13 protein-coding genes are annotated in these 15,250 nt (G+C 44.8%); 6 read left to right on the forward strand and 7 right to left on the reverse strand.

Features of this window, described 5'->3' with window-relative positions; translation table 11 throughout:
* Positions 1 to 60: 60 nt before the first annotated feature.
* The 3 genes from C4S60_RS08180 to C4S60_RS08190 form a co-directional block, all read right to left on the reverse strand.
* A complete protein-coding gene (locus C4S60_RS08180) occupies positions 61 to 489 on the reverse strand; it encodes a hypothetical protein (RefSeq protein WP_103879854.1) in 429 nt (142 codons plus the stop codon).
* Between the two features lie 170 nt (positions 490 to 659).
* Positions 660 to 1,214 (reverse strand): sugar O-acetyltransferase, encoded by a 555-nt coding sequence (locus C4S60_RS08185; RefSeq protein WP_103879855.1) that lies wholly within the window; start codon positions 1,212 to 1,214, stop codon positions 660 to 662.
* Between the two features lie 198 nt (positions 1,215 to 1,412).
* Positions 1,413 to 2,612: an enolase C-terminal domain-like protein gene (locus tag C4S60_RS08190; protein ID WP_103879856.1), complete on the reverse strand. Its 1,200-nt coding sequence runs from the start codon at positions 2,610 to 2,612 to the stop codon at positions 1,413 to 1,415.
* A gap of 218 nt (positions 2,613 to 2,830) precedes the next feature.
* Here C4S60_RS08190 and C4S60_RS08195 point away from each other — a divergent pair, with 218 nt between their 5' ends.
* Positions 2,831 to 3,856 carry a LacI family DNA-binding transcriptional regulator gene (locus tag C4S60_RS08195; RefSeq protein ID WP_103879857.1) on the forward strand — a complete coding sequence of 342 codons (1,026 nt, stop codon included), beginning with the start codon at positions 2,831 to 2,833 and terminating at the stop codon, positions 3,854 to 3,856.
* 121 nt (positions 3,857 to 3,977) lie between these two features.
* Here the strand turns inward: C4S60_RS08195 and C4S60_RS08200 are convergent, their stop codons facing one another.
* A complete protein-coding gene (locus tag C4S60_RS08200) occupies positions 3,978 to 5,168 on the reverse strand; it encodes a benzoate/H(+) symporter BenE family transporter (protein WP_103879858.1) in 1,191 nt (396 codons plus the stop codon).
* Between the two features lie 88 nt (positions 5,169 to 5,256).
* On the opposite strand from C4S60_RS08200, the gene C4S60_RS08205 reads away from it, so the two are divergent.
* Both C4S60_RS08205 and C4S60_RS08210 read left to right on the forward strand, forming a co-directional pair.
* Entirely contained in the window at positions 5,257 to 5,817 is a 561-nt protein-coding gene (locus C4S60_RS08205; protein WP_103879974.1) for a helix-turn-helix domain-containing protein, read from the forward strand.
* A gap of 381 nt (positions 5,818 to 6,198) precedes the next feature.
* On the forward strand, positions 6,199 to 7,041 hold the full coding sequence (locus C4S60_RS08210; RefSeq protein WP_103879859.1) for a patatin-like phospholipase family protein: 843 nt from the start codon (positions 6,199 to 6,201) through the stop codon (positions 7,039 to 7,041).
* Positions 7,042 to 7,525: 484 nt separating this feature from the next.
* Here C4S60_RS08210 and C4S60_RS08215 read toward each other — a convergent pair whose 3' ends face one another.
* Together C4S60_RS08215 and C4S60_RS08220 are read right to left on the reverse strand one after the other, a co-directional pair.
* Positions 7,526 to 8,719, reverse strand: a complete 1,194-nt coding sequence (locus tag C4S60_RS08215; protein ID WP_103879860.1) for an acetate/propionate family kinase — start codon at positions 8,717 to 8,719, stop codon at positions 7,526 to 7,528.
* Between the two features lie 277 nt (positions 8,720 to 8,996).
* Complete coding sequence (locus tag C4S60_RS08220) at positions 8,997 to 10,904, reverse strand: DEAD/DEAH box helicase (protein ID WP_103879975.1); 1,908 nt, start codon at positions 10,902 to 10,904, stop codon at positions 8,997 to 8,999.
* Between the two features lie 366 nt (positions 10,905 to 11,270).
* Here C4S60_RS08220 and rnb point away from each other — a divergent pair, with 366 nt between their 5' ends.
* Positions 11,271 to 13,277 carry an exoribonuclease II gene (gene rnb / locus C4S60_RS08230; protein WP_103879862.1) on the forward strand — a complete coding sequence of 669 codons (2,007 nt, stop codon included), beginning with the start codon at positions 11,271 to 11,273 and terminating at the stop codon, positions 13,275 to 13,277.
* A gap of 52 nt (positions 13,278 to 13,329) precedes the next feature.
* Here the strand turns inward: rnb and C4S60_RS08235 are convergent, their stop codons facing one another.
* Positions 13,330 to 13,677: a DUF3024 domain-containing protein gene (locus C4S60_RS08235; RefSeq protein WP_103879863.1), complete on the reverse strand. Its 348-nt coding sequence runs from the start codon at positions 13,675 to 13,677 to the stop codon at positions 13,330 to 13,332.
* Between the two features lie 184 nt (positions 13,678 to 13,861).
* Between C4S60_RS08235 and C4S60_RS08240 the strand changes: the two genes are divergently transcribed.
* On the forward strand, positions 13,862 to 14,677 hold the full coding sequence (locus C4S60_RS08240; protein ID WP_103879864.1) for a phosphate ABC transporter substrate-binding protein: 816 nt from the start codon (positions 13,862 to 13,864) through the stop codon (positions 14,675 to 14,677).
* A gap of 155 nt (positions 14,678 to 14,832) precedes the next feature.
* Positions 14,833 to 15,153: a heavy metal-binding domain-containing protein gene (locus C4S60_RS08245; protein ID WP_103879865.1), complete on the forward strand. Its 321-nt coding sequence runs from the start codon at positions 14,833 to 14,835 to the stop codon at positions 15,151 to 15,153.
* The last annotated feature ends 97 nt before the right edge of the window (positions 15,154 to 15,250 follow it).

The raw sequence follows: 15,250 nt of genomic DNA on the forward strand, positions 1-15,250 counted from the left end.
CATTGTGACTTTAAACACTGAGCAAAAATAGGATCTTAATGTTCTCTGTTTACTAACGAGCTATTCGAGCTTTCTAAGCTCTTCAACTGTTGAAAACATTTCGCCCTGTTTGATCATAATATTCCATTCACGATAGGCATCCTCAGAGATCTCTTCCCAACACCAACCGTCTGCAAGGCCATTGACTTTTATCAACTCATCTTCAACACGAATCGTGATATCCCCTTTCTGATGTGTTTTCTCACCATGATTTGAAACATCGGTCACCAAATATCCGGTGTCTTCTTCACTTCTGGTAAAGCGATATTCAACAGGATCGAGTGATTCGAGAATTTTTATAATTTTCCCGCACTCCTCGATTGTAAAAAAAGGCACACGGAATCCCTTCCAGTTCACGTCAGGGTTAAAAAATCCACGGGCAATGACGGTTTCCGACAACGCGAAAAACGCTTCACGAAACGGGGTGTCGTTAGAGTGATTTTCAGACATAGTTAGATGCTCCCTTTTTGATTCTCAGAATCGACAGATGAGTTGCTAAAAGTATATACCCTAGTCCAAACTCTCACCGTACTGATGACCAGATTCTCAGAACAAATACAATATCGTACAACGTGTCAGCCGAATTGATTTACCGGCTTGGAAATATCTCGCTATGAAAGTCACTCCTCTTGATTTAGTTGACGGATTAGTCTGGCTGGTGTGCCGCCATAAAGACAGTCCGCTGGAACGTCGCCATTTACCACGGAATTCGCTGCGATAACCGAACGAGTACCAATGGTTACTCCTTGGTTGATGACACTATTGCCGCCAATCCACACATCATCTTCAATTGTAATTGGCTTGCAGAAGGTTTCCCAACGTCTTCGGCTAAGATAGTCGAGTGAATGAGCTGCTGTATAAAACTGGACACTTGGGCCAATAAGTACATTATTGCCAATAGTAATAGCTGCACCATCAAGCATCACTACATTCATATTAATGAACGTTTCATCGCCGATCGTAATGGTTTTACCAAATTCGCAAGTAAAAGGAGCTTGAACAAAGCTCTTTCCAATACGTCCAAATAGCTGCCCTTGCAAAGCCATACGCCGATTATCATCAGCTTCATTGTTAAACTGTTTGAGAGCTTGAGCAGCTTGAGAACGAAGAGCACTGACTTCTTTATCAGCGCCATCAAATACTTGCCCAGACATCATTTTCTCGAGTTCAGTCATTTGTGGAATCCTAAATGGGGTCAATGAAAACACTTTACGTAATTTGAGATAGAGATAAAGTGAAAACTCGTCAAAAATACAAAAACATTCAAGTGCCGCTAGAACCGAGATGGAGCCCTCACTATGGAGAGCTCCTAACAAAAACTAACTATCTTACGGCCACAGTTCTATTGCGCCCTACTGCCCCTCGACAAGTTATTAGGGAGTATGAATTGCACCGTTTGGCGTACGGGATTGAGTCCATTCTTGCACCCCCCAATCCAGTTCAAACTGTTTCGCCAACTCTACATCTAGGTCTACTCCAATACCGGGTATATCACTCGGATATAGATAACCATTGTCCGCTTCAACGACACCAGAGAAAATCGCTCTAAGCTCATCATTTGGTGCATCCCACTCCTGAATCGCTGAATTAGAAAGAGCAATGTTGAGGTGAAGGTTCACACTGTGACCAATCGGGGTCATGTCCTGAGGACCATGCCATGCCATACGAACGCCGTAGTTTTCACATAAATTAGCCAGTTTTATCGCCGGAGTGATACCTCCAATTTGACTGATGTGGACTCGCATGAAATCCAATTGACGTTTTTCAACGATACGTTTCCATTCCATTGGGTTGTTAAACAACTCCCCGATCGCGATCGGCGTAGCACACTGGCTACGGATATTTTCCAACCATTCCGTTTGGTGAGGTGGTAAAGGATCCTCGATGAAATACGGTTTGTAAGGTTCGAGGTCTTTAATCAATTGTAGTGCCTGAATTGGAGCCAGACGTTCGTGAATATCATGCAGCAATTCGACTTCATAGCCCAGTTGCTCACGTAGATGTTTGAAGAGTGCAACGACACTACGCATATACGCCTTTTGGTCGTAATATGCGCCGTGCGTCTGAGTTTTATTCAAGTGGGGAATCGATGCTTTACCGCCATAGAGCCCCATCTGGCAGCGAACATGGCGGAAACCTTTGTCCATTAATGCACGAACATTTGCCTCAACCTCTTCAGGCGTTCCACCGTCCGCATGGTAATACACATCAATCGCATCTTTCGCCTTACCACCAAGCAACTGATAAAGAGGCATACCCGCTAGCTTACCTTTTATGTCCCACAACGCCATATCTACACCGCTTATCGCGTTATTAAGTACGGGACCATTTCGCCAGTAGGCATTTACCATCATCATGTTCCATAGATCATTGATATTGTTAGCATCACGTCCTATTAGTAATGGTTTCAAATATTCTTCAACGACGTTTTTGACGGCAAGTGGTCTCTGTTGGAAAGTCGCACATCCAAGCCCATAAACACCTCTGTCGGTATGAACTTTTACCGCAACTAAGTTGTGGTCTTTTGGTTTGGTAAAAATGACTTCAATATCAGTAATGACGGTAGGTTTCATAACAATCCTATGTGTTTTTATCTAAATTCTTTGTCTTACCTGTCGGCTCGCCTTCATAACGACAGTTTTGAGAACGTTCTCATTTGAAATCAAAAAAAACGATACAAAGACAATGATGATAACGTTCTCATTATCCTCAACAAGTTATTCTGTATAGTGTAAACTGTCAACGTACCTGTATCATTATTCCAATAAGACTGTGATCAATAGTTAATTTTATGGCACCTGAAAACAACAAAAAAAGAGTCACCATTAAAGAAATTGCTCAACAAACCAACCTTTCGGTTGCGACCGTAGGTCGGGCTTTTGCCTCTCCGGAGCAAGTAAAACCAGACACCCTGCAGGTTATAATGGGAGTCGCAAAGGAACTAGGCTACCAACCTAATCAAGCAGGAAAAGCGCTAAGAACCGGTAAATCTTATGAGATAGCGATTATGTTACCCTTCGACCGACAGGGTGCTGCTTCAACCATGGGGGCGGCTCAATATGATTTAATTGCAGGATTCTCTAAAACCCTTCATTGCCATGGCTACAACATGAAGCTCCTTCCTTACACATCGAAACAGGAGATGACCGAAGTATTTGAGAACTACTTAGCGAAGTATCGTCCTGATGCATTTGTCGTAACACAATTAGAGCCACAAGACGCAAGAATCGCTCAGTTAGACAAAAAACAAATCCCAACGATCACTTTTGGTCAAAGTGATCTCGACTCGAAAGTTCACTGCTTCGATTTTGACAATTATGCCTTCACTTTCAATGCCGTAGAGAAACTGGTCGCCATGGGCAAGAAACGAATCACTTACCTCGCAGCCGACGATAATTACACGCATTATCTCAACCAGTTAGAAGGATTTTCAGCGGCAAAACAGCTACATGAAAACACGGGTGTGTCGTTGGAGACGCTCAGGCTAGACCTAACAAATGATACCAATGTGGAGCAACTACTCGACGATGTTGTGGCCAACAGCGATGCCATTATTACCGTTTCTGTACATCTGACTCACCTACTTAAAAACGTAGCCAAATCACAAGGTAAAACAATCGGTGAAGACTTAACCATTTGCTGCTCCACCGCAACCTTGAATATGTTACAGATGCTTGATATTCCAGTGTTATGTTACTACCAAGACTTCTCCCAAGCCGGAGAGATTCTGTCCAGCCTCGCGATTCAGGCCGCTAACGAAGTCCAAGCAGAGCCAAAGAGAACGATAAATTTATATGAGTTTATCCAACTAACCTAGAGTTTTGACATGCCAATTAGCCACGTAAATCTGGGTCGCGACGCCCTGAATGAGCTCTACCCGTTCTCAAACAGATAACGACTTTCTGTCGGCGATCCTTCGAATTATTAGATGATTGCCGCTATTGAGTCGACGAAGCACCATTTGCTCGACCCACGATAGTCTTATTATTGTTTAACCAATAGCAAAGCAGCCCGACACACAACCCCCAGAAAGCACTACCCACACCCAGTAAATTGATTCCAGAAGCAGTAAACAGAAATGTAAACAGAGCTGCCTCTCGGCATTGGCTGTCTGCCATTGAGACGGATAAGCAGTTTTTTAATGTGGGCATTACAGCAAGACCAGCAACTGCAATGACAACCGGCGCAGGAACAGCGCTAAACAGAGATACAAATGACATACCCAATATGCCCGCCAAGAGGTAAAATACCCCCATGGAAATCCCTGCCATATAACGTGTCTTTGGGTTTTCGTCCGCACTTGGCCCCATACAAATTGCACCTGTAATAGCTGCAAGATTAAAAGCAAAACCACCGAGCGGTGCCAATAATAAACCAGTCACACCTGTCGTTGTGATAACTTTTGACGATTTGACTTGATATCCATTGGCTTTTAGAACAGCAAATCCCGGTAGATTCTGCGAAGCCATGGTAACGATAAACAGTGGTATACCTACACTGATCAAGGAGAAAAATTCAACATCTGGCGCAATGAAAACGGGAACGGTGAACCCCATTATCACTTCACTAATATCAAGTTTTCCCAGACCAATACACATTCCCATCGCGACTATAAAAATACTGGGGATCAATAGATTTCCCAGCCAAGCTCTTGCCAGAATAAACATCGCCAGCATCACAAATACAACTTCCCCCTCCTCCATTAACGAAGTAAACAAGCCCAATCCAAACTGCAACAAAATACCCGCTAACATGGCCGATGCTATCGGTGTTGGTATCTGTTTGAGTACCCTTTCAAATATCCCCGCTAAGCCAACTAACGTAGTTAGCAGTGAACTAAACAAAAATACCGCGATCGCCTGGTTCATAGTCATCCCTTCAAGGGATGTGATTAACAGTGCCGCTCCAGGTGTCGACCAGGCCGTTACAATGGGTTTCTTGTAGTGGAATGAGAGCGATATAGTCGTCACCCCCATACCAATCCCTAGTGCCCAAAACCAAGAAGCAACTTGCTCATCAGTTGCACCTGCACTCATTGCAGCCTGAAATATGATCGCAGCGGCACTAGCATATCCAATGAAAACAGCAATAAAACCTGTGGTTATGTGTGAAAGTTTTATCTTAGTCATGTTATTTCATCCCTTTGTGCGTTATAACGGTCATACATTCAATCTAGCACTTGTGCGCTATAACGCACAAGCTATTTGTCGAGAAAATATGCAAACAGAAATAAAAGTCGGTGATAACTTAAAGCGCCTTCGTAAAGAAAAAGGATGGAGCCTAGATACCGCCGCCAAAGAGACCGGGGTTAGCAAAGCAATGCTGGGGCAGATTGAGCGTGGGGAATCAAGCCCCACCGTAGCAAAGCTGTGGCAGATAGCGTCCGGGTTCAATGTGTCATTTTCTAGCTTTATCACAACCAGTTCTAACAATGAACTCACTAGTCTTTTCAGAGATGCAAACGAATTAAGGCGTGAAGAATACAATGTCGGTTTTTTTGTCAGCTTGTTATTTCCTTTTGAACCAGCACTAGGTTTTGAGATATTCGAACTGACCCTGGCACCCAATTATCAGCACGAATCTGAACCTCATAACCGTGGCGTTACCGAACACATACTATGTATTTCCGGAGAAATGGCGGTATTGTTTGATGGTCAATGGCATACCTTACGTGCTGGACAAGCCGTACGCTTCAATGCCAACCAGACACATGGCTACAAAAATATCGGCAAGGAAAATGCAGTATTTCATGATGTTATTCATTACCCTGGAAAGTAGCCTATAAGTTTAGCTCTTGATTCTTGCCATGTCGGTTTACTGTCCTACCCAGCGACAAATCATCCTCACAACCGTGAGGATGACGGCATTCATGGCAGTGACTTTTTGCTCACGCATTTTCATAACCGCTTTCATTGTTCCAGTACATTGAAGCAAAATCGACACTCAATAATTCGTGCTTATCTGAATTCGTTGCGATTGACATACAACTCACAGGACAGAAATAACGTTATTTCATAGAGAATCTCTACCGAATTTGGTACGTTACATTACGACACGTAGACATCAGACCACTAAACTGGTGTTAGTTTAGCGTAGCAAACTCCAGCGTAAGTGGGTTAAAGGGATACACCCGTAGAACTTTAAGGGAACCAATTTCAAATGACACAAGAAACAAAACATGCCTTAGTTGTCGAAGGTGGAGCTATGCGGGGTATATTTGCAGCTGGGGTTTTAGACGGCTTTATTGACCACAGCTATAACCCTTTTGACTTTTGCATCGGTGTCTCTGCTGGCGCGACCAATATCGCCTCTTGGCTCTCGGAACAACGTGGTCGAACCTATACCATCATTGCCGACTACTCTTGTCGTCCTGAGTTTATTAACTTCCGTAAGTTTGCCGGAGGTGGGCATTGGTTAGATCTCGACTGGCTATGGGATCATATCGCGATACATTATCCTTACGATATGCAGGCATTTAACAAGCAGTCTATCCCTTTCCATATTGTCACGACCGATGTGAACACAGGTTACCCTGTCTACACATTAGGAGCAGAAAATAATTTAGAGATGATTCTAAAGGCATCTTGCTCGGTGCCTATGGCCTACCGAACACCTTTAACTATCAAGGGCCGAAAGATGATTGACGGCGGCGTCGCTGATTCGATTCCTGTGATTGAGGCATACAATAGAGGTGCTAGGGTTATCACCGTGATTCTGTCTCAAAAACAAGGTTATATCAAACGCCCACCTAAAGCACCCTGGCTATTGCGTCGGTTTATGAAAAACACCCCTCAACTGGCTGAAGCAATGATCAACCGAGCGGAGCAATACAACCAAACCATGGCGTTTATCAACAATCCCCCACCAGACTGCACTATTCGCGTCATTACTCCAGAAGATAGCTTTTCTGTAGGAAGGTTAACAACAAATAAAGACAAGCTTGAAGCTGGATATCAGATGGGTTTAAGGGCTGCGCGAAACGTGGTTCAACAAATGCCTTAATCTGTTGTTGCTATAGGTTCTGCTTCGCCATATAGCCGTCATCCTCACGCAAGTGAGGATCTCCTAAAGCGCATAGCTAATTGAAAAATAATGACTAAGTCGCGTATATTGCGTTCACAGCACGCTGTATGAGATTCCCTTTTTCGCCATATAGCCGTCATCCTCACACAAGTGAGGATCTCCTAAAGCACGTAGCTAATTGAAAAATAATGACTAAGTCGCGTATATTGCGTTCACAGCACGCTGAATGAGATTCCCATTTTCAAGGGAATGACAGGGTCATTTTTTTGGTTCAGAAACGAGAAAAGGGGCATAAACAAGTCAACACGAACCTTGCTGACCTAAGGGCACAAGATTAATCGTAGAAGTCAACAGAGCAGTAACGAGTGTGCTGTCACGCGCTGCTTAGCAATGGTATATCCAACATATAAGATCAAAAAAGCGAGCTCGAAGCTCGCTTTTAACCATCTGTTTTTGTTATATATTACAGCAATTCTACCGACTGCTGTGCAATCACGAATTCTTCGTTGGTTGGAATCACCATCGCTACGGCACCCAGCATTTCAGATTGACCGATGACACCAGCATTCCCGAAACGAGCATCTTCGTTACCCTTCACGTCTTCTTTAAAACCAAGAAGCTTAAGGTTTTTCAGAATCTCACTGCGGATTGGCATAGAGTTCTCGCCGATGCCACCAGTGAAGATGATGCCATCAAATGAATCTAACGCAGCCAGATAAGAGGCGATGTACTTTGATACACGGTAAGTAAACACTTGGAACGCCAGCTTAGCGCCTTCATGACCCTCTTCCATTGCTTCTAGAATGCCACGTGCGTCGCTGGTGAGACCAGACACACCCAGGAAGCCAGACTCTTTGTTAAGCGCATTGAACACTTTGTCCTGTGACCAGCCCTTCTTCAGAAGGTACTCGATGATACCTGGATCTAAGTCACCACAACGTGTCCCCATCATTAAGCCAGACAGCGGTGTGAAGCCCATAGAGGTATCAATTGACTCACCATTGTTAATGGCACATACAGACGCACCGTTGCCAAGGTGTACAGAAATAAAGCTCGACTCTTCAATTGGCTTGTTGATCATCTTCGCTGCTTCGCGGCTTACGAAGTAATGGCTAGTACCGTGGAAGCCGTAACGACGGATGCCGTAGTCTGTATATAGTTCATTAGCGATAGCACCCGTGTACGCACGCTCAGGCATCGTTTGGTGGAAAGCCGTATCAAATACTGCAAATTGTGGAAGAGACGGAAACGCTTCCATCGCCGCTCGGATACCGATAGCGCCTGCCGGGTTATGTAGTGGAGCAAGATCCGCAAGCTTCTCAATTTCCGCTGTCACTTCTTCGTTGATGCGCACAGTCTTAGTGAATTTCTCACCACCGTGAACAATACGGTGACCAACAGCGACAATGTTCTCTTGTAAACCGAGCTCATCGGTAAGTCCTACAAGCTTGCTGATAGCGATTTTATGGTGGCTGTCATCGCCCTCAATCGCAATTTCAGTTTTCTCACCGTTAAATTTCCAGCTCATACGAGACTCAGGAAGACCAAAGCACTCACCAAGACCTGAAAGCACTGCTTCACCATTTAGTGAATCAATAACGGCGAACTTGAGTGACGAGCTACCAGAGTTAATCACGAGAACAAACGAATTAGACATGGGGGAAATATCCTGTTTTGAGCATTGATGGAAGACGACTTCCTAATATTTGTTTGTATTATTCAATATTTTTTGAATCTTTCAACTTTCTTTTATGCACATTACTGTATCAAAATGATTTTTATTGATAATGATCAAGGTAGCATTTAATTCATATGTTGAATTTAATCGATTGCATGCCCTAATTATAGGGTCTTTCATGCAAGTCGCTTATTAAAGACACAAAAAAGCCGAGCTAATGCTCGGCTTTCAACTATTTTTGAGTGCTCAACTAATTTTAAGCTTCGTCACGACGGTTGCGTGAGAATGAGCGCTCGCCACGGTGGCTACCACGGTGATCGCCACCACGGTTACGGTCAAAGCGACGCTCGCCATCACGGCCACGGCCACCTTCACGGTTACCATCGCGGTTACCACGATAGCCACCGCCTTCACGGTTACCACGGTAACCACCACGGTTGCCATCACGGTTACCGTCACGACGACCACCTTCACGGCGACCACGAGGCTCACGAAAATCAGTAAAGTCGACCACTACCGCACCCGCTTCTTTTTGGCGAATACGTAGTTTACGAAGCTTGCCAGCAACGTCAGACGTCATTGCTTTTGGAAGCTGAACGTAAGTTGACTCACGGTCTAGCTTGATAGCACCGATAGAACCTTTAGTTAGGCCTAGTTCGTTCGCTAGTGCGCCAACAATGTCTTTAACCTGAACGCCCTGCTCGCGACCCACTTGCAGTTGGTACGTATCCCAGTCTTGGGTATTAAAGTTACGACCACCATCACGACCACCGTCGCGATCGCGATTGTCACGACGCTCTTTACGACGCTGCTTATCACGTTCAATTGCAGCGATCATTGGGTCTTCACCAATATAGAACAGTGGACGTTTACCCTGTTGACGCTTAAGAAGAATTGCCGCTAATGTTGCCGCGTCAATTTCTAAGCTTTCTTGTAGCTTGTCTACCAGTTCAGCAAACTTATCCAGTGACTTGTGCTCAGTTTCTTGACCAAGCTCTTCAGCAAGTTTAACCAGACGAGCCTCTGCAACTTTGTCGCGTAGAGGAAGTTGGATTTCTTCCATTGAAGACTTAGTTACGCGCTCGATAGTGCGAAGCATACGAATTTGGTTGGTGCGAACAAGAAGGATCGCTTTACCTTTACGTCCAGCACGACCAGTACGGCCGATACGGTGGATGTAAGACTCAACATCGAATGGGATGTCGTAGTTGAATACGTGGGTAATACGTGGAACGTCTAGGCCACGCGCAACAACGTCAGTTGCAACTAGAATGTCGATAACACCTTGTTTGATATGATCAACGGTACGCTCACGCAGAGACTGAGGAATGTCACCGTGTAGCGCTGCTGCTTTGAAGCCGCGTGCTGATAGCCAGTCTGCAAGACGCTCAGTGTCTTGACGAGTACGTACAAACACGATTGACGCGTCAGTTTCTTCTGTTTCCAGAAGACGAGACATTGCTTCGTCTTTCTCAACGCCTTTAACAACCCAGAACTGCTGTTCTACTTTGTCTACTGTGTGGTTTTTACCAGCAACGTCGATGTACTCTGGCTCGCGCAAGAAACGATCAACGATCTTCTTAAGCATTGGTGGCATAGTTGCAGAGAATAGTACGCGCTGTGCAGTTTCTGGAGCGTGCTCCATGATCTCTGTTACGTCATCAACAAAGCCCATGTTTAGCATTTCATCTGCTTCGTCCAGTACAAATGTGTGTACTTCGTCCAGGTGCAGACGATCGCGGTTGATAAGATCTTGAACACGACCAGGAGTACCAACAACGATATGAGCGCCAGATTTAAGAGCACGCATTTGATCAACGATGGATGCACCACCGTAGATTTCTAAAACTTTTAGACCAGCTATGTTTTGGCCAAGGTTTTTCATCTCAGCGGCAACCTGAATCGCAAGTTCACGAGTCGGTGCAAGAACCACAGCTTGTGGTTTACGTTGGCTTAGGTCTAGTTTGTTTAGTAGAGGAAGAGAGAAAGCAGCTGTTTTACCAGTACCAGTCTGAGCTTTACCTAGCGCATCTTTACCTTCAAGTAGGTGCGGAATTGCCGCAGCCTGGATAGGAGTTGGAGATACGAAACCCATTCCGTCAAGAGCAGAAAGGATTGAATCGTTCAGCGATAGATCACTGAACTGAATTGTAGAATCTGTCATTGGGATCCCATTCATAGATTAATAACTAGGTCCCACGAGCTCTACCAATTCCAAACTGATCCAGATTGTCTCTTTAAAACAATCGATTAAGAGCTGATTCCATTCAGATGCGGAAAAGTAACAAATCGCATCAAGCCGCTAGGGACGTAAACAAGGAGGCGGATTATTCCCTAAATGCACAAAAAAAGCCAGAAAAAATTGAAATACATCACAATTTTCTTCTCAATGAGAAATTTCTGTATAAACCTCCAACAAAATCACGCTTTACCCGCTTACCCCGGCTATTTTCGAGTGCTTAAATTCGGCTAGGCATCCTTGTGCCATTTGGGTATAGTGTCGGCACTCTCATTGTTAAGAAGTAGATACATGTTCCAAGACAATCCGTTACTCGCTCAACTGAAACAACAAATCCAGGAAAACCTTCCTAAAAAAGAAGGCACCATCAAAGCCACTGAAAAAGGATTTGGCTTCCTAGAAGTTGACGCTAAGACCAGTTTCTTTATCCCACCTCCGTACATGAAAAAGTGTATGCACGGTGACAAAGTTGTTGCGATTATTCGCACAGAAAAAGAGCGCGAAGTAGCGGAACCTCAAGAACTTATCGAACAAGCAGTGACCCGCTTTATCGGTCGTGTAAAGTTGTTTAAAGGCAAACTCAACGTCACTCCAGATCACCCGCAGCTGAAAAAGTTAACGTTAAAAGCGAAAACGAAGAAAGGCATTAAATCCGATGATCTGAAAGAAGGCGATTGGGTTGTTGCGCAAGTTATTCGTCACCCTCTAAAGGGTGATAACGGATTTTTCGTTGAAATCACGGAAAAAATTACCGATGCAGACGATAAAATTGCGCCTTGGTGGGTAACGCTGGCACAAAATGATCTGCCTAATACAGAACCTGCCGGGCTGGATTCATGGGAAATCAAAGACGACGCAGCACTAGAACGCGTTGACTTAACCGATATGCCTTTCGTCACCATTGACGGTGAATCGACCAAAGATATGGATGACGCACTGTTCGCCAAAAAAACCGCCAATGGCGATTTTGAACTGACCATTGCGATTGCCGATCCAACGGCTTACATCACACCAGAAGATAACATGGACAAAGTCGCGCGTGAACGAGGCTTTACCATCTACCTTCCTGGCCGAAATATTCCTATGTTACCTCGCGACTTGGCGGATGAGCTTTGTTCACTCATCGAAAATGAAGTGCGCCCTGCGATTTGTTGTCAGGTAACCGTAACTGCCGACGGTGTCATTCAGGATGATATTAAGTTCTTCGCAGCAAACATGAAGTCTCACGCTCGTCTGGCTTACGACCACGTGTCAGACTGGCTCGAAACAGACACATGCGAGAAATGGCAACCAAGCGATGGAATTGCACAAGTTGTTCGTGATCTTCAAGACTTTGCTAACACTCGTGCTACGTGGCGAGAAACCCATGCAGTCGTCTTCCCTGACCGTCCAGATTATCGTTTTGAATTAAGCGAAGATAATGATGTAGTAGCCATTCACGCAGACATGCGTCGCACTGCAAACCGTCTGGTTGAAGAATCTATGATTACCGCTAACATTTGTGCTGGTCGCGTTCTAAGCCGAGCATTTGGTTTTGGTGTGTTTAACACACATTCAGGCTTTAAAGCCGACAAACTCAAAGACGTAGTCGAACTGGTTAATCAAGGTAAAGAAGACAACCACTATACCGATGAAAACCTGTCGACATTAGAAGGTTTTGCTTCTCTGCGCAGAGAGTTGGGCAATCTGGATTCCAGTTACCTCGACAACCGAATTCGCAAGTATCAGGCATACAGTGAAATCAGTAATCAACCTGATGCGCACTTTGCTATGGGACTTGACGTCTACGCAACCTGGACTTCGCCGATTCGTAAGTACGGAGACATGGTAAACCACCGTCTTCTTAAAGCTTTCATCCTGGGTGCCGAACCCATTCAACAACCAGATGATGCACTGGGAGAAGAGTTAGCTATTCATCGCAAGCACCATAAGATTGCAGAGCGTACCGTGGGCGATTGGCTATATGCGCGTACTCTGGCAGATGAGCCAAAAGCGAAAACAGAATATACCGCCGAGATCTTTGATATTAACCGTGCTGGCATGCGTGCTCGTCTGATTGAGAACGGTGCGACGGTGTTTATCCCTAACCCGCTGATCGTTGACAACAAGGAACGTATCGAAGGCAATAACGAAAACGGTACAGTGTCAATCGACAAAGAGGTCGTTTATCGCTTAGGAGACACCCTTAAAGTGGTTCTTCACGAAGTGAATCAGGAAACACGTAGTTTGATAGCAAAACCCGTTGAAGTGTTTGCAGATGCGCCGAAAGAGGCTACGGAAATTGCTGAACAGGCTTAATAAAACAGTCTTAACATGAAGAACGGGAGCCTCTGCTCCCGTTTTTTATTCTTTACCAAAAATAGGCCTTGGGGTCTTTCTCGATCTCCCGCATTATCGCTGTCAAATCGGAACTTTTCCCCAGAAATGGGTACGGCATCCAGTTGTTACCGTCTTCCTCATCAGGCACAAACAACAACCATTCTCGAGTATTTGAATCCAGCTCTACACGTGCAACCGCACTAATGTAACTGGAAGTACTTGAGTCAAGTAAGTAGTGAGCTTTGGAGAACAAAACACCGTGGTCAAGCATTTCGAACAAAGACTTCCCAAGCTCTACGGGCATGCTTTTATTGCGGTTACTGCAAACAATCTCCGCACACCTTTCCAGGCGACATTGTGACATTTCGATCAGTGTCATACACCCCACCCAACAACCTTGTATGTGTTTAATATAACCGCTTTTTCTACTTTTTGTTAGCCATCTATAGGGTACAAAAATGAATTTTGCGTCCTATTTCCTCAACTCTGTAACAGCACTTCACAAAAGTGTCATACTAACGAAATATCATGTGGCGAATTGTTACCTATTATGGAGTTTACCTATGCTTCGCGTCGCTTTAGCCGCTCTACTTTCTCTGTCTCCCTTTATTGCTGCTCAGGCGGAAGAGGTCAATATCTCAGGTTCAACGTCCGTTGCTCGTATCATGGATGTACTTGCTGAACACTACAACGCTTCTCACAAAAATACCTTTATAGCGGTTCAGGGTGTGGGCTCCACTGCAGGTATCACACTAGTAAAGAAAGGTGTTGCTGACATTGGCATGAGCAGTCGTTACCTTACTGAAGAAGAAAGCAACGAAGCAATGGATGTGTTTCCAATTGCCTACGATGGTCTCGCTATCGTTGTTAATCTCGCTAATCCCATCCAAAACCTGACACGTGAGCAACTCTTCGATATCTATAAAGGGAATATCACGAACTGGAAACAGGTGGGTGGCCCCGATCAGGAAATCGCAGTAGTGACTCGTGAAGCCTCTTCCGGCACTCGTTACAGTTTTGAAACGCTACTTGGCCTGACTCGTGTTATTAACGACCGTCTGGTATCGGATATCAACCCAACTAACTTAGTGGTAAACAGCAACAGCATGGTAAAAACCATCGTTAACCACAACCCGCACGCTGTAGGCTTTATTTCTGAAGGCTCGGTTGATCGCTCAGTTAAAGCGATTCAATTTGAAGGTGTCGAGCCAAATACCAAAAACATTGCAGATGGAAAGTACAAGTTGGCGCGCCCTTTCCTGCTCTTACACAAAAAAGATGATATTGATGACGATGCCGACAAATTCATCGATTTTGTGCTATCTAAACAAGGCCAGGCACTGATTCAGGAGTATGGTTATACACCAATCAAAAAATAGTCGTTTAATCAGGAGAGCATTGCTCTCCTTTTTATTGCCATCGGTTACACAAACTTCGAAACGGCAATTTGACCAATCTCATCATTTACTGCACTGTTATAGCAGCTATTTACATCACTTCGTTATATCCAATTAAACTCAAGAGGAATGCATCGATGATTGTAACCACCACTCAATCCGTTGAAGGTAAAAGAATTGTTGCTTACAAAGGCGTCATCGCTGGCGAAGCTATTCTCGGAGCAAATGTCTTCAAAGATATGTTTGCCGGGCTACGTGACATTGTGGGTGGTCGATCCGGCACCTACGAGCGAGAATTGCAACATGCTCGCGAAATAGCACTCCGTGAGCTTGAGCAAAAAGCTGCGGATGTTGGCGCTAACGCAGTTGTTGGCGTTGACTTAGATTATGAAATACTGGGGACGGGCAATGGGATGTTGATGGTGTCGGCGAGTGGTACTGCAGTTGTTGTTGACTAACTAGATTGCCTTTACCGAGGTTTTCATTTTCAGCCCAGCAATCGCCGTCCCCATCTTTCTAATGGGTACTCGTCAGGCTTTATCTGGGCTGGTTATT

The sequence above is a fragment of the Vibrio hangzhouensis genome (assembly GCF_900107935.1).
Lineage (GTDB): Bacteria > Pseudomonadota > Gammaproteobacteria > Enterobacterales > Vibrionaceae > Vibrio > Vibrio hangzhouensis.

Excerpts from the sequence above, each read along its gene's own strand:
- C4S60_RS08200 (WP_103879858.1), bottom strand. The coding sequence starts at position 5,168 with ATGACTAAGATAAAACTTTCACACATAACCACAGGTTTTATTGCTGTT.
- C4S60_RS08210 (WP_103879859.1), top strand. The coding sequence starts at position 6,199 with ATGACACAAGAAACAAAACATGCCTTAGTTGTCGAAGGTGGAGCTATG.
- C4S60_RS08235 (WP_103879863.1), bottom strand. The coding sequence starts at position 13,677 with ATGACACTGATCGAAATGTCACAATGTCGCCTGGAAAGGTGTGCGGAG.
- C4S60_RS08240 (WP_103879864.1), top strand. The coding sequence starts at position 13,862 with ATGCTTCGCGTCGCTTTAGCCGCTCTACTTTCTCTGTCTCCCTTTATT.
- rnb (WP_103879862.1), top strand. The coding sequence starts at position 11,271 with ATGTTCCAAGACAATCCGTTACTCGCTCAACTGAAACAACAAATCCAG.
- C4S60_RS08205 (WP_103879974.1), top strand. The coding sequence starts at position 5,257 with ATGCAAACAGAAATAAAAGTCGGTGATAACTTAAAGCGCCTTCGTAAA.
- C4S60_RS08180 (WP_103879854.1), bottom strand. The coding sequence starts at position 489 with ATGTCTGAAAATCACTCTAACGACACCCCGTTTCGTGAAGCGTTTTTC.
- C4S60_RS08185 (WP_103879855.1), bottom strand. The coding sequence starts at position 1,214 with ATGACTGAACTCGAGAAAATGATGTCTGGGCAAGTATTTGATGGCGCT.
- C4S60_RS08215 (WP_103879860.1), bottom strand. The coding sequence starts at position 8,719 with ATGTCTAATTCGTTTGTTCTCGTGATTAACTCTGGTAGCTCGTCACTC.
- C4S60_RS08245 (WP_103879865.1), top strand. The coding sequence starts at position 14,833 with ATGATTGTAACCACCACTCAATCCGTTGAAGGTAAAAGAATTGTTGCT.
- C4S60_RS08220 (WP_103879975.1), bottom strand. The coding sequence starts at position 10,904 with ATGACAGATTCTACAATTCAGTTCAGTGATCTATCGCTGAACGATTCA.
- C4S60_RS08190 (WP_103879856.1), bottom strand. The coding sequence starts at position 2,612 with ATGAAACCTACCGTCATTACTGATATTGAAGTCATTTTTACCAAACCA.
- C4S60_RS08195 (WP_103879857.1), top strand. The coding sequence starts at position 2,831 with ATGGCACCTGAAAACAACAAAAAAAGAGTCACCATTAAAGAAATTGCT.